Below are 20,476 nucleotides of genomic sequence, written 5' to 3'. Positions count from 1 at the left end.
GCTCAGGCGCTCGCGAACAGCCTCTTGTGCTGTTCGCGCAGCAGTGCCTTCTGAACCTTGCCCATCGCGTTGCGTGGCAGCTCTGCCACGACGAAGCAGCGCTTGGGAATCTTGAAGTTCGCGAGCTTGGCCTTGAGCTCGGCCACGATCGCATCCGCATCGAGCGTCGTGCCCGCCTTGGGAATCACGATCGCCACGCCCACCTCGCCGAAATCAGGATGCGGCACGCCGACGATGGCGCTTTCCGCCACACCGGGCATCTCGTTGATGAAGCCCTCGATCTCCGCCGGATAGACGTTGTAGCCGCCGCTGATGATCAGGTCCTTGCTGCGCCCGACGATGGTCACGTAGCCGAGGCCGTCGATCTTGCCCACGTCGCCCGTCTTGAAGTAGCCGTCGGGCGTGAACTCTTCCTTGGTCTTTTCCGGCATGCGCCAGTAGCCGGCGAACACGTTCGGTCCGTCGACCTCGATGTGGCCGATCTCCTCAGTCGGGCACGGGTTGCCCTGGTCGTCGCGCACGCGCAGGCGCACGCCGGGCAGCGGAAATCCGACCGTGCCGCCGCGGCGCTCGCCCTGCACCGCGCTGTACGGGTTGGAGGTAAGCATCGCCGTCTCGCTCATGCCGTAGCGCTCGAGGATGGTGTGATCGGTGCGGTCGCGCCATTCGTTGAAGGTCTCGATCAGCAGCGGCGCCGACCCCGAGATGAAGAGCCGCATGTTGCTGCACGCCTCGCGGGTGAGTCCCGGCTCGGCCAGCATGCGCACGTAGAGGGTCGGTACACCCATGAAGACGGTTGCTTCGGGCAGGCGCGCGACCACGCGGCGCGGATCGAACCGGTTGAGCCAGATCATCCGGCTGCCGCTGATCAGCGCGCCATGGATCGCGACGAAGAGCCCGTGCACATGGAATATCGGCAGTGCGTGGATCAGCACGTCACCGTCGCCACGCTTGGACGAACGCCAGCCCCAGTAGTCCTTGAGGACCTCGGCGTTCGACTGCAGGTTGGCGTGCGAAAGCATCGCGCCCTTGCTGCGGCCCGTGGTGCCGCTGGTGTAGAGGATCGCGGCGAGGTCGTCGCCCTTCTTGCGCACGACGTCGTGCTGGTCGCTGCACATCGCGGCGACTTCGAGCAGCGTGCCCGTGCGATCGTCGTCGAGCGTGAAGACATGGCGCGTGCCGGCCTTGGTGGCGATCGGCGCGACCCAGGCCGCGTTGGCGCTGCTGCACACCACGACCTCCGGCTCCGCGTTGCCGATGAAGTATTCGATCTCGGCTTGCCGGTAGGCCGTGTTGAGCGGCAGGAAGACGTAGCCCGCACGCAGCGTCGCGAGGTACAGCAGCATGGCTTCGACGGATTTTTCGACCTGCACCGCGATGCGCGCGCCTTCCTTGAGCTTCAGCGCATGAAGCAGGTTGGCGATCATCGCGCTCGCGCGGTCGAGATCGCGCCAGGAATAGAACAGGCCATCGTCGGTCTCGACCGCGATCGAATCGAGATCCGAAGGAAAGGCGGCGCGCAGCGCGGCGAAGAGATTGGCGTTCGTTGTCGTATCGGTCATGGTGATTTCAGAAGACGGGGGTGCGCTTGCCCAGGAAGGCCGCGATGCCTTCGCGATGTTCATCGGAATCGGCGTAGTCGTAGGCCACGGCTACGAGCGGCGCCAGCAGGTCCTGGCCGCTGGCACTGCGCAGCGCGGAGAAGGTGCGTTTGTTGAGGCGGGCGGCTTCCGGCGCCAGTGCGGCAACACGTTGCGCGTGCGCAAGCGCTTCGCCGGCAACATCGCCATCGGGCAACACCCGCACGAGAAAGCCAGCGTCGTACAGGCGCTGCGCGTCGTGCACGCTGGCCGCAAGGAGCATGTCGCGCGCAAGCGTGTCGCCGATGGCACTGCGCACGAGCGCGGCCTCGCGCGGCGCCATCGGAAAACCCAGCTTCGCGATCGGTGCGCCGAACTTCGCCGAGGTGCCGGCGAGGCGGATGTCGCAGCAGCTCGCGATCTCGATCCCCGCGCCCATGCAGGCACCTTCGATCTGCGCGACGAGCGGCACTTCGCACGCCAGCATCGCGGCAAGCGCCGCCCAGACCTCGTTCTCGTGAAATTCGCGCAGGCTCGCCTCGTCGAAGCGGAACGACGGGTACTCGGAGATGTCGCCGCCCGCGCAGAAGGCAGCGCCCTCCCCGCGTACGACGACGCAGCGGCACGACGCGTCGCGCGCAAGTCCCTCGAAGACTGTGCGCAACTCGCGCCACATCGCGCGCGTCATGGCGTTGAGCCGCCCTGCGTTCGCCAATGTGACGAACGCGATCGGCCCCTCGCCGTGCAGCGTGATCGAATCGCTCATTCGAGCTTGGCCCCGGATTCCTTCACCACAGCGGCCCAGCGCTTGATCTCGGCGTTCACGAAGGAGCCGAATTGCGGACCGATGAGATTCGGGATCTCGGAACCATTGGCCGCCCAGATCGATTTCAGGTCGTCGGTCGCGAGCGCCTTCTTCATGTCGTCGATGGCGCGCGCCTGCACGTCGGCGGCGGTGCTCTTGGGCGCCCAGAGGCCGTACCACGTGGTCACGGTGTACTCGGGCAGGCCCACTTCCGCCGCGCACGGCACGTCGGGGAACGCGGGGTTGCGCTTCGTGCCGGCCACCATCAGGGCCTTGATGCGACCCGCCTTGATGTGCTGCGCCGACGAACCCAGTCCGTCGAACATCACGTCCACATTGCCGGCGATCAGATCCTGCAGCGCGGGGCCCGCGCCGCGATACGGGATGTGCGTGATGAAGGTGCCTGTCTGGAGCTTGAAGAGCTCGCCCGCCAGATGGTGCGAGGTGCCCGAGCCCGCCGAGGCGTAGTTGAGCTTGCCCGGGTTCTGCTTGGCGTAGGCGACGAAGGCCTTCAGGTTGGGCGCGGTCACGCGCTTCGGATTGACGACCACCACCTGCGGCACATCGGCCAGCAGCATCAGGGGCACGAAGTCCTTCTCGAGGTCGTAGTCGAGCTTGGGGTAGACCGATGGCGCGATCGCATGGTGGACCGCCCCCATGAAGAGCGTGTAGCCATCCGGGTGCGCCTTGGCTGCGACGCTGGCGCCCACGGTGCCGCCCGCGCCCCCGCGGTTGTCGATCACCAGCGTCTGGCCAACGATTCGGGTGAACTGCGCCGAGAGCGGCCGGGCGAAGGCATCGGTACCGCCGCCGGCCGGGAAAGGCACGATCATCGTCACGGGCTTGGTCGGCCAGCCCGACTGCGCGCGCGCGCCGCCGGCCAGGGCCGCGGCACCCGCCGCCACCGCGAGCTGCAACACGTCGCGCCTCTGAAAGCCTGGGTTCATTGCTTGTCTCCTCGTTATGGTCTGCACGCGCCGGGGCCCGCGGCGCAGGATGATTCGGCCCTCTGGAAATCAGTCCGGAAAAAAGAGATCGTCGATTGCGCCGGACACCGCGACCTTGCCCTGCGCGAACAGCGCGCGGTGCTTGTCGAAGCGCTTGAGATCGTAGAGGTAGTTGACCATCAGCCCGTAGGACTGCTTCAACCCCTTCGGCGAGGGATCGCCGGCCCAGTTGAGCCGTTCCACCCGCGCGCCGTTGCCGAGATGGAAGCGCGCCACCGCGTCCATCGGCTTGCCGTCGGCGGTGGCGCGGCCGAGGTATTCGGCGGCTGCGTTGAGCAAGAGCTGCCGCACCGGCGACTTGGCATCGAGCGCCCCCACCTCCTCTGCCGCTGCGAGGAAGCGCTCCGTCGTGGGCGGGAGCGATCCGATCACGCGGCCGAGCTCGGTCGCGCGCTTTTCGTCGAGCCGCGAAAGCATGTCGCCCGCATGCTTGCCCAGCCATGCACGGAAACCCGGAATCGGCGACAGGGTCGCGAACGTCTTCAGGCGCGGCAGTTCTTCCTGCAACGTCTCGACCACACGCTTGATCAGCGAGTCGCCGAAACTCACGCCGCGCAGGCCGGTCTGCGTGTTGCTGATCGAATAGAAGATCGCGGTCGTCGCCTTGTCGGGCTTCGTGAGCGCGGCGGCCTCGTCCAGCAGCGGCGCGATGCCTTCGCTGATGCGATCGACCAGCGCCACCTCGACGAAGATCAGCGGCGTGTTCGGCAGGCGCGGATGGAAGAAGCCGTAGCAGCGGCGATCGCTGTCGAGCCGGTTCTTGACGTCGGCCCAGCTCTTGATGTCGTGAACAGCCTCGTACTGGATCAGTTTTTCGATCAGTGAAGCCGGAGAGTCCCAGCTGATGCGCCGCAGGTCCAGAAAGGCCACGTCGAACCAGGTGGAAAACAGATGTTCGAGTTCGGCGTCGAGCGGAAGCAGCCGCCGGTCGCCCTTGAGATGCGGCAGCAACTGCGCGCGCAGGTCGACCAGGAAGCGCATGCCATCCGGCTCGATCGCGAAACGCTGCAGCAGCCGCGCGCGCGGCGAGGCCAGCGCCCGGCGCAGGTGGATCTCGGCCTGGCCTTCGTCGGGCGTGCCGACTGCGGCCTCGTGGCGGTCTCGGGCGCTGCTGAGTTTTTGCGCATCGGGGGCGAAGCGTTCGCTCATGAGCAGCCAGATGTCGCGCCGCTCGTCGAGCTCGCGACCCGCATACCACGCCACGAAATCGTGGGCGCGGCGGCCGCCCTCGACTTCGCTCACGCTCGGGTCGACCACTGACTGAAGCTCCACCAGCGCGCGCCGAAGAGCGCGTGGCGCGAGCGCTTCGCCGGAGCGGCGCAGGGTGGCTTCGAGACGTTCGGAAAGCGGCCTGGGCCCGACGGTATTGGCCGCTTCCGCGGCACTGCCCGGCTTCAGGCGCGAGACATTGCGTGTGATCCAGTCGCTGGCATTCATGAGATCGGTTCGACCCTTTCCTCGCGCACGGTGACTCTGACGAAAAGAGGCATCTTAGGTGAACCGCGACTCAATTTTTTCCGCGGGCTGCCGATAGACCCTGCGAGCTCCGGCGGTCTCTGCCGGCCGACCGGTCTTCAACCTACGCAGCCCCCAGCATGCAGCCCCACTTCAAGCGCATCGAACACCCCAAACGCCTGCGGGCAGGTCTTGCCGCGGCGATCGTGTTGGCCTCCTGCGGCCCGGCCCTCGCGCAAGACGCCCAGGGTGCGGCGCAGCGCGAAGTCCAGCGTCTCTCAAGGTTGCGCGATGCGAGTCCCGGCACGGTGGATTTCTGCTCGGTGGTCCGCCTCACCGATGAGCCGGCGCCGCTCGCCCGCGACGCGCGGGAAGTCACCTGCCATTTCAACTTCGGCACCACCTCGCTGGCCGAACTCGAAGCCGCCGGCTGGGAAGTCACGAACATGACGAACGACGTGAACCGCAACCGCTGGGGTTATCACACCAGCACGCTGGCGATCACGGTTCGGAAGAAGAGGCCGGCGCCTCAAGTCTGAGGCGCGGACCGGTCGGGCGAGCTCAGCGGGCGGCCTGCATTACGCCGCAATCGACGATCTTGAACTCGACGCGGCGGTCCAGCGCATCGACTGAATCGTCGGTGCCGCTGCCGATGATGTTTTCTCGGAAGCCCTTGCCGCTCGGCGCCGTGCGCGTGCCAAGCACGGACGCTTCACCCACCAGCCGCTGCTGGATGAACTTGGCGCGCTGCAGCGACAGCGTGTCGTTGTAGGCCACCGAACCCGTGTGGCTGGTGTGGCCGATGATGTCCATGCAGACCTTCGCGCCGGCGCTCGCCTTGGCGATCTCGCGCAGCCACATCGGATACGGGCCACTGATCTTCTGCTCCGACCAGAACCCGGTGCTGTTCGGATTGAACAGGAACTTCACGCCGAGTTGCTGGTTGGCGATGCCATAAGCCACGAGCTTGCCGAAGGCCTGCTCGGCCTCCGTGGTCTTGCCGAGCTTGGCCGAACTCAGGTAGATGCCGTTGAGGACGCGAAGCTGCTCGCCGACCGCGCTGTCGCCGGCGGCGGCGTTGTAGCCCGCGAGTGCGTCCTGGTAGCGCTCGGCGTTGTACGCGCTGGTGGCGTCCTTGATCAGCGGGGCGACCGCGAGACGTTCGAGGTAGTACGCATCCGCCTTCTGGCCGGGTGCGGTGGCGCTGGTGCGGACGTAGCCGTCGACCACGCGATCCTTCGTGGGCACCGGGGTGTCGCGGTAGTAGAGCAGCGGCGTGTGGTCCAGCCCCTCGTCGCGAGTGATCGCGGAAGACTGCGCGATCACCTTGCCGCTCGCGAGTTCGGTCAACGCGAGGTTGATCTCCATCGGCCCGCGCGGCTGGTCGACTTGCAGACGCGTCATCGTGCCCGTCAGCAGGTAGCGCGCCTTGTCGAGGTTCGCGCGCTGGAAGGGCACGACCTGGATGGAATCCTGCGTGGCCAGCCGTTCGGTCACGCGATCCTGGAGCAACTGGGTGGCGGCCGTCTGCTGGCCGCTTCCGGCGTCGATCATCGGATCCAGCACCACCCCGCTCTTGCCGCTCATCCTCGTTAGGAGGCTCTGCATCTTCTGGGTCTGCACCATCAGTCCGTCGGTTGCCTGCGCGACGGCCTGGTCGAACGGAAGCTCCGTCTTGGAAGCCGGTGGCTGCGCGGCGCAGGCCGCCAAGAGCGCCACCAGACCGAATGACGACATGGCCTGAAGCCAGCGAGCGAGCGTCGTGGTCATCATTCACACCCCTTTCTGAGTTGGGCCGCCTCGGCCGGCGACAGCGAGCCGAGCGAGGCCCGCTGGAGGATGTCGGTGCAGTTCGTGCCACCCGCCGCGTGTTCCGGTGCCGGCGCCGGGTGACGAACGATCGGCACGACGACGGTACGGATTTCCGACTCGGGCTCGGCGACGGGCTGCTCGCGGCGCGCAAGGCGCTTCGGTTCCGGGCGCGCACGCGGTGCGGTTCTCGGAGACGGCGTGGCGGCGGCCGGCGATGTCGCGACCGGGCCGGGATCGGCAGCCTTCGCGGATTCGTCGATCGACGCGGGAGCGACTGGCGCCTTCACCGGCTCGGGGGCCTTTAGCTTGCGGAGCTCGACGATCTTGGGCGGAACCGCCGCCGGGATCGGAGCGGGTGCTTCCACGACAGCCTTGGGCGCTACGGGTTCGGGCCGCGGCGCAGGTTGCATGGCCATTGGCGGTGACGGCGGTGACAGCGGCGACGGCTGCGGCACCTGCACGGGCACGATCACCTGCTGGCGAGCCTCAGGCGGCTTGACCGGCTCGATTACCTGCGCCGGGGGCGCCACCTGCATGATCACGGCGCGCGGCTTGGTGGGCGCCGGTGCGGCCGTCCCGGCCGGCGAAACGCCTGAGGTCGACGAAATGCTGTTGCTGCGGTAGTAGACGAAGGTCATGACGCATGCCAGCACAGCCAACGCTGCCAGCACGGCGGGCTTTCCCCATTTCGCACGCTGCCCGGCCGCTGCCGGAGCGCCAACCAAGGGCGGCCAGTTCGACACCGGCGCCCTGCGGCGGGAGTGGATCACCACCGGCTCCTCGCGGTCGACGATCTCGTCCGACTCCGTGTGCACATGCTCCACCGCAGCGGGCGGCATTGTGGGCGGAACACGCACGGCTTCCGCCAGTTCGCGATCGATGATCGGGTCGGGTTCGGTGAACGAAGGACGGTCGGTCACCACCTTCGCAGCGGAGGCCTGGGGCGCGGACAGCGCGTCGTTGCGGTGTACCGCACGCACGAGTTCGAGATCCTGCAGCTTCTCGCCGCAGCTCAGCATGGTCCAGAACTCGGCCGCGCTCTGTGGCCGGTTGCGCGGATGCAGCGACAGCGCGGCATCGATCGCGGCTAGGAAGGGTTCGCTGTACTGGCCTTTTGCAATGTCCGACAGCGGCTGGAGCCGGTCGTCCATCAGTCGCTCGATCGCTGGCATGGGGGCATGCCCGGTCACGGCCGCGTACACCACGCCCGCCAGCGCATAGAGGTCCGTCCACGCGCCCTGCCGCATCGAGGCGACTTCTCCGTACTGCTCGATCGGTGCGAAGCCGGGCTTGAACACCACCGTCGGTGACGAACCCATGCCGTCGATCACACGCCGCGCGGCGCCGAAGTCGAGCAGCACCGGGCCGGCATCGGTCAGCAGGATGTTGTCGGGCGCGATGTCGCGATGGAAGCAGCTCGCCGCATGCATGGTGCCGAGCGCGTCGAGCAAGGGGCGCAGCCAGTCGCAGAGTTCTTCCTCAGTCGGCTGGCGGCCGAGCTCGGCAAGCGCATGCTGCAGGGTTGGGCCTTCGTAGTACGGCATCGCCATGTAGGCCGTGCCGTTGTCTTCCCAGAAATGCAGCACGCGCACCAGCGACGGATGATCAAAGCGCGCCAACAGCCGCGCCTCGTTGAGGAAGCTACGCATGCCGACGCGGAAGCTGTCGCGGTGCCGCTGCGACTTGACCACCACGGCCGACGAGACGCTCGCACGCGTGGCGAGGATGGCCGGCAGGTACTCCTTGATCGCGACGTGCTGCTCGAGCGAGTGGTCCCACGCGAGATAGACGATGCCGAATCCACCTTCACCGATCGGCCCGACGATCTCGTAGTCCAGAAGGCGCATGCCCTCGGGCAGCGTGTGCACGGTTGCCCGCTCGGAATCGCTCCATTCAAGAGGGGCCGAGTCCGTATCGTCCTGGCCCTGGAGGCGGCCAAGCACGGAATTCGAATCGATTGCCGACACGGAGGTCATTGCATCACTTCAGTTTCCCTGTCGTGGGGACTCTACTGCGCACCGCAGCATGATGCATTCACCAGAAGCACTAGCCGAAAGGACGCTCCTTCCGCCTGTGGAGACGCCGGAATTCCCCTTACGCCGGCGCGGTCGTGGCCCTTCGCTGCGCCGGGGCACTGAGGTAGAGCCACACGCCGAAGAGGATCATCGGCACGCACAGCCACTGGCCCATGCTCATGTTGAGCGCCAGCAGGCCGAGGAAATCATCGGGCTCGCGGAAGAATTCGGCCGTGAAGCGCATCGCGCCGTAGCCGATCAGGAACACCGCCGAAACGCGGCGCTCGCGTCGTTCCTTGCGTGCATAGAGCCACAGGATCACGAAGAGCAGCAAGCCTTCGAGCAGGAACTGGTACACCTGCGAAGGATGGCGCGGCAGCATCGAACCGCTCTGTGGAAACACCATGCCCCAAGGAAGGTCCGCAGGCGCGAAACGCCCCCACAGCTCCCCGTTGATGAAGTTGCCGACGCGGCCCGCGGCGAGCCCGGTTGGCACGCAGGGCGCGACGAAATCCGTGACCTGCCAGAACGGCCGCTTGCGCGAATGCGCGAACCAGACCATCGACGCGATGACACCCAGCAACCCGCCATGGAAGCTCATGCCGCCCTGCCACACGAAGAAGATCTCGAGCGGATGGGTGAGATAGAAGCCGGGCTTGTAGAACAGGCAGTAGCCCAACCGGCCGCCGACGATCACGCCGAGCACGCCAAGGAAAAGGATGTCCTCGAGGTCCTTGCGCGTCCAGGCGCCGGGGCCGGTAGTCGAGCGGAACGGCTCGTGCCGCAACCGAAGCGTGCCGAGGAAATAGAACAGCGCGAAAGCGGCCAGATAGGTCAGGCCATACCAGTGAATGGCGATCGGCCCGAGCTGAAGCGCCACGGGGTTGATCTGCGGATACATGAGCATGACCGGGATTAAAACACCCCCGCGCGCAGCTACCCGGCCGGTCCTTGTCCAATGAACTCGATGAAGCGCGCGAGCGCCGGATTGGCGGCTTCGGCAGCCCAGACGAGGCTGGTCTCGCAGCTCGGCAGCGTGACGGACGCGCGCCGACGGCCTTCAGGCTCGAACTCGGCCGCGCCGCGGTAGACGATGCCGGCACGCCGGAACTGCGTGACGCTCTCGGGCACCCACGCCACGCCGAGACCGCCCCAGACGAGGTTCACGATGGTCTGCATCTGGATCGCTTCCTGCGCGATGCGCGGTGTGCGGCCAGCTGCGTGGTAGCGATCGAAGATCGCGTCGTGCAGCGAAGGCACGATGCGCCGCGGGAAGATAACCACCGGCTCGCCCAGGGCGTCCGAGAGCCGGATTTTTCTGGCCTTCGCCAAGGGGTGCGTGGCGGGCAACGCAAGCACCAGTGGCTCCTGCGACACCGCCAGCCGCTCCAGCCCCGGGGGCGCGGATCCGGGTGAATGCAGCATCAGCCCGGCGTCGATCTCGCCGCGCGAGAAGGCTTCGAGCTGCACGTCGCCGGTGGCTTCGACCAGTTCCAGCGCCACGTCTGGCGATTGCTGGCGAAATTCGCGTACCCAGACCGGCAGCCGTTCGAAGCCGATGGTCGACACGAAGGCCAGTCGCACACGCCCCAACTCGCCCGCCGCCGCCGCGCGCGCACGCGCCGGCAGGCCTTGCGCCCGAGCGAGGAGTTCGCGCACTTCGGGCACCAGCGCCTCGCCCGCTGGCGTGAGCGCAACCCGGCGCCGCGTCCGGTCGAACAGCACCACGCCAAGCGACTTTTCGAGCTGCGCGATGGCCTGCGTCACCGGCGGCTGCGTCATATGCAGACGCTGCGCCGCGCGGCCGAAATGCAGTTCCTCCGCCACCGCGAGGAACTGGCGCCAGACCCGGAGGTCGATCGGGCTCTCTTTCATATGCCAAGCATATCAATGCATGGCAAAAATTGGATTGGAACCAATCAATCAATCGTCCGATACTTGGCGTCCCCCCCGATTTCTCAATTCCCCCGATCACGAGAGAGCCACGATGGAAACGAAACCGATCCAGATCAACCGCCGAAGCGCCAACATCGTCGAAGGCAAGAGCCGCGCGCCGAACCGGTCGATGTTCTATGCCATGGGCTACGAGGAAGGCGACTTCAAGAAGCCGATGGTCGGCGTCGCCAATGGCCACAGCACGATCACGCCCTGCAACTCGGGCCTGCAGAAGCTGGCCGACGCGGCTATCGCGGGCATCGAGGAAGCCGGCGGCAATGCCCAGGTGTTCGGCACGCCGACGATCTCCGATGGCATGGCAATGGGCACTGAGGGCATGAAGTATTCGCTGGTCAGCCGCGAAGTCATCTCGGACTGCATCGAAACCTGCGTCGGCGGCCAGTGGATGGACGGCGTGCTGGTGGTCGGCGGCTGCGACAAGAACATGCCCGGCGGCATGATGGGCATGCTCCGCGCCAACGTGCCCGCGATCTACGTTTACGGCGGGACCATCCTCCCGGGCCGGTACAAGGGCGAGGATCTGAACATCGTGAGCGTGTTCGAGGCGGTCGGCCAGAATGCTGCCGGCAACATGAGCGACGAGGACCTGAAGGAAATCGAGAAGCGCGCCATCCCCGGCACCGGCTCCTGCGGCGGCATGTACACCGCCAACACCATGTCGAGCGCCTTCGAAGCGCTAGGCATGTCGCTACCCTACTCGTCCACCATGGCGAACCCACACGACGAAAAGCAGAACTCGGCCAAGGAATCGGCCAAGGTACTCATCGAAGCCATCAAGAAGGACCTGAAGCCGCGCGACATCGTCACCAAGAAGGCGATCGAGAACGCAGTCGCCGTCATCATGGCCACCGGCGGCTCGACCAATGCGGTGCTGCACTTCCTGGCCATCGCCCATGCGGCCGGCGTGGAATGGTCCATCGACGACTTCGAGCGCATGCGCAAGAAGGTGCCGGTGATCTGCGACCTGAAGCCGAGCGGCAAGTACCTCGCGGTCGACCTGCACAAGGCCGGCGGCATCCCGCAGGTCATGAAGGTTCTGCTGAACGCCGGCCTGCTGCACGGGGACTGCGTCACCATCTCCGGCCAGACCATCGCCGAAGTGCTCAAGGACGTGCCGGACCAGCCGCGCGCCGACCAGGACGTGATCCGTTCCATCAACAATCCGATGTACGCCGAAGGACATCTGGCGATCCTCAAGGGCAACCTGTCGCCCGAAGGTGCGGTCGCCAAGATCACCGGCCTCAAGAACCCGGTCATCACCGGACCGGCACGGGTGTTCGACGACGAGCAATCGGCGCTGCAGGCGATTCTCGACGGCAAGATCAAGGCGGGTGACGTGATGGTGCTGCGCTATCTCGGCCCGAAGGGCGGCCCGGGCATGCCTGAAATGCTGGCGCCGACCGGCGCGTTGATCGGTGCAGGCCTCGGCGAAAGCGTCGGCCTCATCACCGATGGCCGTTTCTCTGGCGGTACCTGGGGCATGGTGGTCGGCCACGTCGCGCCCGAGGCGGCGGCTGGCGGCACGATTGCGTTCGTCAACGAAGGCGACTCGATCACGATCGATGCGCACCAGTTGAAGCTAGAACTGAACGTGCCTGACGCAGAAATCGCCAAGCGCCGTGCCAACTGGAAGGCCCCTGCCCCCCGCTACACCCGCGGCGTACAGGCCAAGTTCGCCTTCAACGCATCCAGCGCCAGCTCCGGCGCCGTCCTGGACAAGTTCTAAAGGGACCGCGGCCCCACACGGGAAACACCACGGAACCGGCTCCGCCGGGCCGTCGGTATTGCCCCCGGTAGGGGGTGCCCGAGCTACACGAAGTGAGCGAGGCTGGGGGCGAGCTACTTCCTTCTCAAAGTGCCCAGCCTGCTGCGCTGGCGATCGATGCGCTCCTGGCGGCGAGCGTTCTCCTTTTCGACGACCTTGCGCTTGGTATAGCCCGAGGCATCGGCCCAGGCCCACCAGGCGATGGCCAGCGCGAAAGGCGTCAGCACGACCCACCAGCTCCAGGTGGCGACAACGCCGACCTCGAGCACCTTGAGCGCCACGGCCAACAGGCCCAAACCCAAGAACCACATCGCGAACTCCTCCGTCCTTTGTCAGCGACGCGACGGGCCAAGGACGTCCACCGCCCTACCTACAATCGCGTTGGATCGACTTTAACGCACCACGCCTTTGAACCCCATGAAAAGAGCGCTCCTTGCTGCCGCGCTGTGTGTCGGCTGTGCCACGCCCGCCCTCGCCGATCTGGCGCTGGCCACTTCGAAGAACTGCATGAGCTGCCACGCGGTCGATCGCAAGGTGCTGGGCCCGGCCTTCAAGGACGTGGCCGCCAAGTACAAGGACAACAAGGGTGCTGTCGATCAGCTCGCTACCAAGATCATGAAGGGCGGCTCCGGCGTCTGGGGGCCGGTACCGATGCCGGCAAACAACCAGGTCAGCGAAGCAGACGCGAAGAAGCTCGCGGCCTGGGTGCTCTCGACCAAATAACGCCGCGAATCAGACCGCCGGCGGCATGCCCGCCGCGGCGCCGGTCACGCGGCGATCCATGCGGTCTTCGAGTTGGCCGATGTGCGCGGCCAACGTGTTGTCGAGTTGCTCTGACCGCACCTTCATCGCTACCTCCAGCTGCTCGACACGCGCGAGCATTGCGGCATGCCGCTCGGCATTGCGCGTCATATGGGCGTTTTCCTGGGTTTCGAGGAAGTTGCGCAGTTCGGTAAAGCGCGAGGCTTCCGCCTTGTCGGCGAGATCGCGCTGGGCCTGCATTTCCTTGGTGTGACGGCGCGTCTCCAGAAGGATCGAGCTCTGCAGATAGACCACGTAGGCAACGAAGAAGATGCCCAGCAGCGCCGTCAACCCCAGCATGATCAGCCCGAAAGGCGCGGTGACCTGCATGAAGCCGACCGACATGGTCGTAGGCGCGACGATGAGGCCCCAATTGAGCGCAGCCAGTGCGGCAATCAGCAGCACGACCACCAGCAATACACCTGTTCTGACCCCCATGACCTGCTCCGGTTTGTGATTGGAGGGTCATTTGTAACGCATGTCGGTCGCATCCCCTGTCGGACAGGGGTGCAACCGATGCGGATCGAACGCGCGCCGGATCAGTACGCCTGACCGAGCTGCTCGAGGATCGCGGGGTTCTCCAGCGTAGACGTGTCCTGCGTAATCGCCTCGCCCTTGGCGATGCTGCGCAGCAGGCGTCGCATGATCTTGCCGCTGCGGGTCTTGGGCAGGTTCTCGCCGAAGCGGATGTCCTTGGGCTTGGCGATCGGGCCGATTTCCTTCGCAACCCAGTTGCGAAGCTCCGTGGCGATCTGCTTGGCTTCTTCCCCGGAAGGACGGCCGCGCTTGAGCACCACGAAGGCACAGACTGCTTCGCCCGTCAGGTCGTCCGGCCGGCCCACGACTGCGGCTTCAGCCACGAGATCGGTCTTGGCGACCAGGGCCGATTCGATCTCCATCGTGCCAAGGCGGTGGCCGGACACATTGAGCACATCGTCGATCCGGCCAGTGATGCGGAAGTAAGTCCGGTCGGCGCTGCGCACCGCACCGTCGCCGGCGAGGTAGATGGCGCCGCCCATCTCCTCGGGGAAATAGCTCTTCTTGAAGCGCTCCGGGTCGTTCCAGATTGTCCGGATCATCGACGGCCACGGCCGCTTGATGACCAGCATGCCTCCGGCGCCATGCGGGATGTCCTTGCCGGTTTCGTCGACGATCGCGGCCATGATGCCCGGCAGCGGCAGCGTGCACGAGCCCGGCACCAGCGGCGTGGCGCCCGGCAGGGGCGTGATCACGTGACCGCCGGTCTCGGTCTGCCAGAACGTGTCGACGATGGGGCACTTCTCGCCACCGACGTTCCGGTAGTACCACATCCAGGCTTCGGGATTGATCGGCTCGCCGACCGTACCCAGGATGCGCAGCGATGTGAGGTCCCAGTTCTTCGGGTGCACCTTCTCGTCGCTGTCCGCCGCCTTGATCAGCGAGCGGATCGCGGTCGGCGCCGTATAGAAGATCGAGACCTTGTGTTTCTCGATCATCTGCCAGAAGCGGCCCGCATGCGGAAAGGTCGGGATGCCCTCGAACACCACCTGCGTCGCGCCTGCGGCGAGCGGACCGTAGGCGACATAGGAATGACCGGTGATCCAGCCGATGTCTGCGGTGCACCAGAAGATGTCTTCCGGACGGATGTCGAAGGTCCAGTCCATCGTGAGCTTGGCCCACAGCAGGTAGCCGCCCGTCGAGTGCTGCACGCCCTTCGGCTTGCCGGTCGAGCCCGAGGTGTAGAGGATGAAGAGCGGATGCTCCGCCCCCACCGGCACCGGCGCGCATTCGCTGCTCTGGCCCTTGAGCACTTCGTCGAAGGTCTTGTCTCGACCGGCAACCATGTTGCACGGCGTCTTGGTGCGCTCGAAAACCAGCACGGTCTTGATCGATTCGCAGCCGCCGAGCGCGATGCCGTCGTCGACGATCGCCTTGAGCGGCAGTTCCTTGCCCCCGCGAAGCTGGAAGTTGGCGGTGACGACCGCAACCGCACCCGCATCGATGATCCGCTCCTGCAGCGCCTTGGCCGAGAAGCCGCCAAAGACCACGCTGTGCGTCGCGCCGATGCGTGCGCAGGCCTGCATCGCGACCACGCCTTCGATGGTCATGGGCATGTAGATGATGACCCGATCACCCTTCTGGATGCCTTGCGCCTTCAGCGCGTTGGCAAACTGCGAGACGCGGGCCAGCAGTTCCTTGTAGCTGACCTTCGTGACGGCGCCGTCGTCGGCCTCGAAGATGATGGCGGTCTTGTTCTCGACCGGTGTGCCGATGTGCTTGTCCAGGCAATTGGCCGAAGCGTTGAGCTCGCCGTCGTCGAACCATTTGTAGAACGGCACATTGGATTCATCGAGCACGCGGGTGAAGGGCTTGGTCCAGACCACATTGGCCTTGGCCTGACGGGCCCAGAAGCCTTCGAAGTCGTCGGCGGCTTCCTTGCACAGGGCTTCGTAGGCGGCCATGCTCGGAATACGCGCGCCCTGGCTGGCGCGGGCGTCCGGCGGGAACACCCGGTTTTCGACCAGGACGGATTCAATGGTGGATGCGCTGCTCATTCGTATGTCTCCTTTACCGACTGCATCAGACTGCGACCCATTGCGGTGCCAATCGAATGTCGGCGCCCGCACTTACGGAGGACTGACGGGCCTTGCCGACGGGGGAATCGTCACATGGCGGTCGATGCGCGACCCCTAGAATCGCGCGTCCTGATCATTGTCAAAGAAGTTCAAGAAACGTCCGCCCGATGTCAAACCAAGATCCTCTCCGCCCGGAAGGCAAGGCTTCGCCACTTCGTCCGTTGCCAAACCTGATCTTTGCGAGCCGCTGGCTGCAGCTCCCTCTGTACCTGGGTCTCATCGTCGCGCAGGCCGTGTACGTGGTGCATTTCCTGGTCGAGCTCTTGCACCTCGTCGAGGCGGGCTTCGGCAGCCAGGACGCGTTGCAGGCGCTCATCACCAGCATCGGCTACAAGACCACCGCGCCAGTCGCGACGCTCAACGAGACGGTGATCATGCTGGTCGTGCTGGCGCTGATCGACGTGGTGATGATCTCGAATCTGCTGATCATGGTGATCGTCGGCGGTTACGAAACCTTCGTGAGCCGGCTCAACCTCGAAGGGCATCGCGACCAGCCCGAGTGGCTGAGCCACGTCAACGCCTCGGTGCTCAAGGTCAAGCTGGCGACCGCGATCATCGGCATCAGCTCGATCCACCTGCTGAAGACCTTCATCAACGCGGACAACTACACCGACCGCGTGCTGATCGCGCAGACGGCGATCCACATCACCTTCCTGCTCTCTGCAATGGCGATCGCCATGACGGACCGGCTGATGGCGCGGGTCCCCGGCGACGACCACTGACCCGCAAGGACCGGCTCAGCGGCCGGTCATTTTTTCGGGCACCACCCAGGCATCGAACTGCTCTGCCGTGAGGTGCCCGGAGGCGACCGCCGCCTCGCGCAGGCTGCTCCCCTCCTTGTGCGCCTTCTTTGCGATGAAGGCCGCCTTGTCGTAGCCGATGTGCGTATTCAGTGCTGTCACGAGCATCAGCGAGCGCTGGACCAGCTCGGTGATGCGCTCACGATTGGGTTCGATGCCGACCGCGCAGTGATCGTTGAAGCTCACCATTCCGTCGGCCAGCAGTCGCACGCTCTGCAGGAAGTTGTGGGCGATCATGGGACGGAACACGTTCAGCTCGAAGTTGCCGGACGCGCCGCCGATATTGATCGCGACATCGTTGCCGAACACCTGCGCGGCGAGCATCGTGACCGCTTCGCTCTGCGTCGGGTTGACCTTGCCGGGCATGATCGAAGAGCCCGGCTCATTCTCGGGAATCGATAGTTCGCCAATGCCACTGCGCGGGCCGCTGGCCAGCCAGCGGATGTCGTTGGCGATCTTGTTCATGCTGGCTGCGAGCGTCTTCAGCGCGCCATGCGCATGGACCAGGCCGTCGGCCGAAGCCATGCCCTCGAACTTGTTCGGCGCAGTCACAAACGGCAATCCGGTGAGCTTCGCGAGTTCGGCCGCCACCTGCTCGGCATAGCCCTTGGGCGCGTTGAGCCCGGTGCCGACCGCGGTGCCGCCAAGGGCCAGTTCGCACAGGTGCGGAAGCGCAGCGCGCACATGGGCCTCGCCGTGCGCCAGCTGCGCGACGTAGCCCGAGAACTCCTGTCCGAGCGTGAGCGGGGTCGCGTCCTGCAAGTGGGTGCGCCCGATCTTCACGATGTCGGCGAAGTCCTTGGATTTTTTCTCGAGCGTGGCGCGCAACTTGGCAATCGCCGGCAGCAAGCGGTGCGTGATCGCATCGACCGCAGCGACGTGCATCGCCGTCGGGAACACGTCGTTGGAAGACTGGCTGCGGTTGACGTCGTCGTTCGGATGGACGAGGCGCCCTTCTCCACGCTCACCGCCCAGCAGCTCGCTCGCACGGTTCGCCAGCACCTCGTTCACGTTCATGTTGGTCTGCGTACCCGAACCGGTCTGCCAGACCACGAGCGGAAACTCGCCGGGATGCTTGCCATCGATGACTTCGTCGGCGGCCTGAACAATGGCTTTCGTCTTCTTCTCGTCTTGCAGGCCGAGGGCTTGATTGACGACCGCCGACGCCCGCTTCACCTGGGCAAGCGCTCGGATGATCTCGGCGGGCTGCCGTTCGCCGGAGATGTCGAAATTCTGGAGGGACCGCTGCGTCTGCGCGCCCCAGAGCTTGTCGGCCGGCACGTCGATCGGTCCGAAAGTGTCGCGTTCGGTGCGGGTCTTGGAAGATGTCGCCATGAAAAAGAGTCCCCAGTCGGATTCGAAACGCCGACCATGGTACTCGGGCGAGCTCCCCGGCCCAGGCAGTCCACGGCCGTGGCGCGGATAATCGAGGGGTTTTGTCTGCCCCCCACCCACGTAAAGCCATGACCATCATCCAGCAGGCCGACCTGATCGAATCGGTGTCCGCCGCCCTCCAGTACATCAGCTATTACCACCCGACCGACTACATCGCCCACCTGGCCAAGGCCTACGAGCGCGAACAGAGCCCGGCGGCCAAGGATGCGATGGCGCAGATCTTGACCAACAGCAAGATGAGCGCGACAGGTCATCGCCCGATCTGCCAGGACACCGGCATCGTCAACGTGTTCCTCAAGGTGGGCATGGATGTCCGCTGGGGCGGCTTCACCGGCAGCCTGGAAGACGCCGTGAACGAAGGCGTGCGCCGCGGCTACAACCACCCGGACAACATGCTGCGCGCCTCGGTCGTTGCCGATCCGCAGTTCGACCGCAAGAACACCAAGGACAACACGCCGGCCGTGATCTTCACCGAGATCGTTCCGGGCAACACCGTCGAAGTCACCGTCGCTGCCAAGGGCGGCGGCAGCGAGAACAAGAGCAAGCTCGTGATGCTGAACCCTGGCGACAGCGTGGTCGACTGGGTGCTGAAGACTGTGCCGACCATGGGCGCCGGCTGGTGCCCGCCAGGCATGCTGGGCATCGGCATCGGCGGCACCGCCGAGAAGGCCACCCTGCTCGCCAAGGAAAGCCTGATGGACGACCTCGACATGCACGAACTGCAGGCCAAGAAGGCGTCTGGTGCCGAACTGACCAAGGTCGAGGCGCTGCGTATCGAGCTGTATGAAAAGGTCAATGCGCTCGGCATCGGTGCGCAAGGCCTCGGCGGCCTTTCGACCGTGCTCGACGTCAAGATCAAGATGTACCCAACGCACGCGGCCAGCAAGCCGGTCGCGATGATTCCGAACTGCGCGGCCACCCGCCATGCGCACTTCGTGCTCGACGGCTCCGGCCCGGTGTACCTCGAAGCACCTTCGCTCGACCTCTGGCCCAAGATCGACTGGGCGCCGGACTACAACAAGAGCAAGCGCGTCGACCTCGACAAGCTCACGCCCGAAGAAGTCGCAAGCTGGAAGCCGGGCGACACGCTGCTGCTCAACGGCAAGATGCTCACCGGCCGCGATGCCGCGCACAAGCGCATCGGCGACATGGTCGCCAAGGGCGAGAAGCTGCCGGTCGACTTCACCAACCGCGTGATCTACTACGTCGGCCCGGTCGATCCGGTCAGGGACGAAGCGGTCGGCCCCGCGGGCCCGACCACCGCTACCCGCATGGACGGCTTCACCGAGATGATGCTCGCCAAGACCGGCCTGATCGCGATGATCGGCAAGGCCGAGCGCGGTCCGGTCGCGATCGAAGCGATCAAGAAGCACAAGAGCGCCTACCTCATGGCGGTTGGCGGTGCGGCCTACCTCGTGAGCAAGGCGATCAAGACGGCCAAGGTGGTTGGCTTCGCGGACCTGGGCATGGAAGCGATCTACGAGTTCGACGTGGTCGACATGCCGGTCACCGTCGCGGTCGACGCCGGCGGCACCAGCGCCCACATCACCGGCCCGGCCGAGTGGCAGAAGCGCATCGCCAGCGGCGAGTTCAAGACCATCACGCTGGAACCGGCTTGAGCGCTGGCGCGGCAGTGAACTCGTCGGACGCCGATCGGCCGATCGGCGTCTTCGACAGCGGCGTCGGGGGCCTGAGCGTCCTCAACGCCCTGCGTGCCGAACTGCCGCATGAACGCTTCGTCTACTTCGCCGATACGGCCCATGCGCCGTACGGCGAGCGCGGCGATGCCTTCGTCGCGAAGCGGACCACGGCGATCGCGCGCCACCTGATCGACGCGCACGGGATCAAGGCGCTCGTCGTCGCCTGCAACACGGCAACCGCGGCGGCGATCCATCAGGTGCGCGCCGCGTATCCCACCCTGCCCGTGATCGGCGTCGAACCTGCCCTCAAGCCGGCAGTCGCGCTGAGCAAGACCGGGCACATCGCCGTCATCGCCACGCGCGTGACCCTGGAAAGTCGCAAGTTCGAAGCGCTGCATGGCTCGCTCGCAGCGCAAGCCCATTTCCACATCGTTCCATGTGACGGCCTGGCGGGTGCCATCGAGCGAGCGGAATCCGACCGGATCGCCGCACTGTGCGAGAAGTACCTCGGCGCGGCAGGCGCCTTCGGCGATCAGCCCGGGCAGATCGACACGCTGGTGCTCGGTTGCACGCACTATCCGTTCATCACCGGTGAGTTGCGCAGGTGGACTGGCCACGCGGTGCGTTTCATCGATACCGGCGCGCCGGTCGCGCAACAGACGCGCCGGCTGCTGCTGAACGACGGCCAACTCCAGGCTGGCGGCACAGGCGGCGTCCTGATGCTGAGCAGCGCCGAGCCCGGGGCACTCGATGCAGCAGCGGCGCGCTGGCTCGACGGATCTGTCGATCGCGCGATCGGCGCCCGGGTCGCCGATACGACCGCCGCCTGA

The 20,476-nt window shown here is 65.8% G+C and carries 18 protein-coding genes; 6 read left to right on the top strand and 12 right to left on the bottom strand.

Annotated features, from left to right (window positions below):
- Positions 1-2 precede the first annotated feature (2 nt).
- The 4 genes from FHW64_RS02355 to FHW64_RS02340 all read right to left on the bottom strand — a co-directional run bounded on the left by FHW64_RS02355 (position 3) and on the right by FHW64_RS02340 (position 4,829).
- Entirely contained in the window at positions 3-1,562 is a 1,560-nt protein-coding gene (locus tag FHW64_RS02355; protein WP_184522712.1) for a malonyl-CoA synthase, read from the bottom strand.
- 7 nt (positions 1,563-1,569) lie between these two features.
- Positions 1,570-2,346: an enoyl-CoA hydratase/isomerase family protein gene (locus tag FHW64_RS02350; protein ID WP_184522710.1), complete on the bottom strand. Its 777-nt coding sequence runs from the start codon at positions 2,344-2,346 to the stop codon at positions 1,570-1,572.
- A complete protein-coding gene (locus FHW64_RS02345) occupies positions 2,343-3,332 on the bottom strand; it encodes a tripartite tricarboxylate transporter substrate binding protein (protein ID WP_184522708.1) in 990 nt (329 codons plus the stop codon). The genes FHW64_RS02350 and FHW64_RS02345 overlap by 4 nt, the downstream gene beginning before the upstream one ends.
- A gap of 69 nt (positions 3,333-3,401) precedes the next feature.
- Positions 3,402-4,829, bottom strand: a complete 1,428-nt coding sequence (locus FHW64_RS02340) for a malonyl-CoA decarboxylase (RefSeq protein WP_184522705.1) — start codon at positions 4,827-4,829, stop codon at positions 3,402-3,404.
- Positions 4,830-4,987: 158 nt separating this feature from the next.
- Here FHW64_RS02340 and FHW64_RS02335 point away from each other — a divergent pair, with 158 nt between their 5' ends.
- Complete coding sequence (locus FHW64_RS02335) at positions 4,988-5,386, top strand: hypothetical protein (protein WP_184522703.1); 399 nt, start codon at positions 4,988-4,990, stop codon at positions 5,384-5,386.
- Positions 5,387-5,408: 22 nt separating this feature from the next.
- On the opposite strand, the gene FHW64_RS02330 is transcribed toward FHW64_RS02335, so the two are convergent.
- From FHW64_RS02330 to FHW64_RS02315, 4 genes are all read right to left on the bottom strand, one after another.
- The gene (locus FHW64_RS02330; protein WP_184522701.1) at positions 5,409-6,620 is read right to left on the bottom strand and encodes an OmpA family protein; all 1,212 of its coding nucleotides are present in this window, start codon (positions 6,618-6,620) and stop codon (positions 5,409-5,411) included.
- Positions 6,617-8,635 carry a serine/threonine-protein kinase gene (locus FHW64_RS34190; RefSeq protein WP_221210173.1) on the bottom strand — a complete coding sequence of 673 codons (2,019 nt, stop codon included), beginning with the start codon at positions 8,633-8,635 and terminating at the stop codon, positions 6,617-6,619. Before FHW64_RS34190 ends, FHW64_RS02330 begins: the two co-directional genes overlap by 4 nt.
- A 118-nt stretch (positions 8,636-8,753) precedes the next feature.
- Positions 8,754-9,581: a prolipoprotein diacylglyceryl transferase gene (gene lgt, locus FHW64_RS02320; RefSeq protein ID WP_184522699.1), complete on the bottom strand. Its 828-nt coding sequence runs from the start codon at positions 9,579-9,581 to the stop codon at positions 8,754-8,756.
- 29 nt (positions 9,582-9,610) lie between these two features.
- The gene (locus tag FHW64_RS02315; RefSeq protein ID WP_184522697.1) at positions 9,611-10,549 is read right to left on the bottom strand and encodes a LysR family transcriptional regulator; all 939 of its coding nucleotides are present in this window, start codon (positions 10,547-10,549) and stop codon (positions 9,611-9,613) included.
- Between the two features lie 112 nt (positions 10,550-10,661).
- On the opposite strand from FHW64_RS02315, the gene ilvD reads away from it, so the two are divergent.
- On the top strand, positions 10,662-12,356 hold the full coding sequence (gene ilvD / locus FHW64_RS02310; RefSeq protein WP_184522695.1) for a dihydroxy-acid dehydratase: 1,695 nt from the start codon (positions 10,662-10,664) through the stop codon (positions 12,354-12,356).
- A 113-nt stretch (positions 12,357-12,469) separates the two neighbouring features.
- Here the strand turns inward: ilvD and FHW64_RS02305 are convergent, their stop codons facing one another.
- Positions 12,470-12,706, bottom strand: a complete 237-nt coding sequence (locus FHW64_RS02305) for a TIGR04438 family Trp-rich protein (RefSeq protein WP_184522693.1) — start codon at positions 12,704-12,706, stop codon at positions 12,470-12,472.
- Between the two features lie 106 nt (positions 12,707-12,812).
- Between FHW64_RS02305 and FHW64_RS02300 the strand changes: the two genes are divergently transcribed.
- On the top strand, positions 12,813-13,118 hold the full coding sequence (locus FHW64_RS02300) for a c-type cytochrome (protein WP_184522691.1): 306 nt from the start codon (positions 12,813-12,815) through the stop codon (positions 13,116-13,118).
- A gap of 9 nt (positions 13,119-13,127) precedes the next feature.
- Here the strand turns inward: FHW64_RS02300 and FHW64_RS02295 are convergent, their stop codons facing one another.
- Entirely contained in the window at positions 13,128-13,634 is a 507-nt protein-coding gene (locus tag FHW64_RS02295) for a LapA family protein (protein ID WP_184522689.1), read from the bottom strand.
- Between the two features lie 101 nt (positions 13,635-13,735).
- Complete coding sequence (acs, locus tag FHW64_RS02290) at positions 13,736-15,730, bottom strand: acetate--CoA ligase (RefSeq protein ID WP_184522687.1); 1,995 nt, start codon at positions 15,728-15,730, stop codon at positions 13,736-13,738.
- 188 nt (positions 15,731-15,918) lie between these two features.
- Between acs and FHW64_RS02285 the strand changes: the two genes are divergently transcribed.
- On the top strand, positions 15,919-16,533 hold the full coding sequence (locus FHW64_RS02285; protein ID WP_184522685.1) for a YqhA family protein: 615 nt from the start codon (positions 15,919-15,921) through the stop codon (positions 16,531-16,533).
- Between the two features lie 15 nt (positions 16,534-16,548).
- On the opposite strand, the gene fumC is transcribed toward FHW64_RS02285, so the two are convergent.
- Positions 16,549-17,946 (bottom strand): class II fumarate hydratase, encoded by a 1,398-nt coding sequence (gene fumC / locus FHW64_RS02280; RefSeq protein ID WP_184522683.1) that lies wholly within the window; start codon positions 17,944-17,946, stop codon positions 16,549-16,551.
- 128 nt (positions 17,947-18,074) lie between these two features.
- Here fumC and FHW64_RS02275 point away from each other — a divergent pair, with 128 nt between their 5' ends.
- A complete protein-coding gene (locus tag FHW64_RS02275; RefSeq protein WP_184522681.1) occupies positions 18,075-19,625 on the top strand; it encodes a fumarate hydratase in 1,551 nt (516 codons plus the stop codon).
- A complete protein-coding gene (murI, locus tag FHW64_RS02270) occupies positions 19,622-20,476 on the top strand; it encodes a glutamate racemase (protein WP_221210174.1) in 855 nt (284 codons plus the stop codon). The genes FHW64_RS02275 and murI overlap by 4 nt, the downstream gene beginning before the upstream one ends.

The sequence above is a fragment of the Variovorax sp. Sphag1AA genome (assembly GCF_014192575.1).
In the GTDB taxonomy this organism is placed as follows: domain Bacteria; phylum Pseudomonadota; class Gammaproteobacteria; order Burkholderiales; family Burkholderiaceae_C; genus Variovorax.
This window is presented reverse-complemented; position numbering and strand designations above follow the sequence as displayed.

Coding starts and splice junctions, on each gene's coding strand:
- ilvD (WP_184522695.1), top strand. CDS start 10,662: ATGGAAACGAAACCGATCCAGATCAACCGCCGAAGCGCCAACATCGTC.
- acs (WP_184522687.1), bottom strand. CDS start 15,730: ATGAGCAGCGCATCCACCATTGAATCCGTCCTGGTCGAAAACCGGGTG.
- fumC (WP_184522683.1), bottom strand. CDS start 17,946: ATGGCGACATCTTCCAAGACCCGCACCGAACGCGACACTTTCGGACCG.
- FHW64_RS02345 (WP_184522708.1), bottom strand. CDS start 3,332: ATGAACCCAGGCTTTCAGAGGCGCGACGTGTTGCAGCTCGCGGTGGCG.
- FHW64_RS02330 (WP_184522701.1), bottom strand. CDS start 6,620: ATGATGACCACGACGCTCGCTCGCTGGCTTCAGGCCATGTCGTCATTC.
- lgt (WP_184522699.1), bottom strand. CDS start 9,581: ATGCTCATGTATCCGCAGATCAACCCCGTGGCGCTTCAGCTCGGGCCG.
- FHW64_RS02335 (WP_184522703.1), top strand. CDS start 4,988: ATGCAGCCCCACTTCAAGCGCATCGAACACCCCAAACGCCTGCGGGCA.
- FHW64_RS02275 (WP_184522681.1), top strand. CDS start 18,075: ATGACCATCATCCAGCAGGCCGACCTGATCGAATCGGTGTCCGCCGCC.
- FHW64_RS02315 (WP_184522697.1), bottom strand. CDS start 10,549: ATGAAAGAGAGCCCGATCGACCTCCGGGTCTGGCGCCAGTTCCTCGCG.
- FHW64_RS02350 (WP_184522710.1), bottom strand. CDS start 2,346: ATGAGCGATTCGATCACGCTGCACGGCGAGGGGCCGATCGCGTTCGTC.
- FHW64_RS02340 (WP_184522705.1), bottom strand. CDS start 4,829: ATGAATGCCAGCGACTGGATCACACGCAATGTCTCGCGCCTGAAGCCG.
- FHW64_RS02355 (WP_184522712.1), bottom strand. CDS start 1,562: ATGACCGATACGACAACGAACGCCAATCTCTTCGCCGCGCTGCGCGCC.
- FHW64_RS02300 (WP_184522691.1), top strand. CDS start 12,813: ATGAAAAGAGCGCTCCTTGCTGCCGCGCTGTGTGTCGGCTGTGCCACG.
- FHW64_RS02295 (WP_184522689.1), bottom strand. CDS start 13,634: ATGGGGGTCAGAACAGGTGTATTGCTGGTGGTCGTGCTGCTGATTGCC.
- FHW64_RS34190 (WP_221210173.1), bottom strand. CDS start 8,635: ATGACCTCCGTGTCGGCAATCGATTCGAATTCCGTGCTTGGCCGCCTC.
- FHW64_RS02305 (WP_184522693.1), bottom strand. CDS start 12,706: ATGTGGTTCTTGGGTTTGGGCCTGTTGGCCGTGGCGCTCAAGGTGCTC.
- FHW64_RS02285 (WP_184522685.1), top strand. CDS start 15,919: ATGTCAAACCAAGATCCTCTCCGCCCGGAAGGCAAGGCTTCGCCACTT.